Genomic DNA, 1,146 nt, shown 5'->3' on the forward strand with positions numbered 1-1,146 from the left:
GATCCGTCAAATCGCTTGGATAGCGGTCACTTTTGCGGCTATGCTCAATACGAGCGGCACCATCCCAAGGCATGTTCGCTCTCCATCGTCACGACAACGAAAGAGAAACACAACTTCATGATATCGCTCAATTTCTTTTCATTTAGGCTCTTAGGAGTGGCCTATTTGATTCCGTGAGCACGCCGCTCACATGGAAAGTCCGGCCGATGTCGAAACGGATTCGTGCCGGGCCTCGTCGATCACAAAACCGAACCTCGAACGTTCGCCGTACTCGGCGTCCGGGACCAGGAACTCACGCTCCTCAACCGTCACCTCGACACCGTTGTAGTAGCCGCTGCGCTTGCCTCCCATCGTCGCGATACATTCGACCATGCCCTCGTGTTCATCTGAACTCAACGCGGAGATCACCACCCAGTTCTCGGCATTCTCACGTTTGAAAATCTGCTTGTCCCGAACATAAGACTGACCGGGAAGAATCTCCTCCCCGGTGACCGCCTCGTACTCATCAGGGAGGGAATTGATCAAGGTCTTCCTTGCTTCTTTGATCTCGAAACTGGTGAAGTGCTCCGGGAAAGTGGCTGCGACCTTGGCCCATTCGCTGTCCTCTTCATACCAGCCATTATCATTACGATAGGGTGTCGGAATAAGCTTGTTCCTGCCGTCTGAGACCTTGAAGCCTCCGTGACCAGGTGTGTCGTAGGATGTGATGCCCGGACCGTACTTCGTCGCAGTCTGCGCGCGCCCCCAGGGGGTGGAGGTGGTTGTCGCATAGCTCTTGCGGTCGAGCGCCTCCAGTACCCCGTAATGATTCGCCATCTCGGAAGCGTAGGACCGGAACGCATCGATGCTATCGACCTTGCCGATCGTGAACTTGTGAGCGGCGGGGAGATCTAAAAAGGTTATCTCCGTCAGGGAGCTGTGCGACACCAGAAAGTAACCCTCACAGCCTTCGCGGGTTTCCAGACAGTAGATGATACTAGGACTTACCTGTGCCGCTGGAAAACCTTCCGGAGATGTCTTATAGTTTGGGAACATGAATTCACTCCATTGCTACATAGTCGCGACAATGAAGAAAGCGACCGAAAGTCACAAATCGCACGACAGAGTTCAGACGGAAGAATCCCCGTCCTTCAGGGCGGGGAAGAC

The 1,146-nt window shown here is 54.2% G+C and carries 1 protein-coding gene; it reads right to left on the bottom strand.

Going from position 1 to position 1,146, the window contains the following annotated elements; translation table 11 throughout:
• Positions 1-186: 186 nt before the first annotated feature.
• Positions 187-1,035, bottom strand: a complete 849-nt coding sequence (locus E1297_RS01580) for a hypothetical protein (RefSeq protein WP_155133044.1) — start codon at positions 1,033-1,035, stop codon at positions 187-189.
• Between the last annotated feature and the right edge of the window lie 111 nt (positions 1,036-1,146).

Source organism: Roseibium sp. RKSG952 (genome assembly GCF_009711355.1).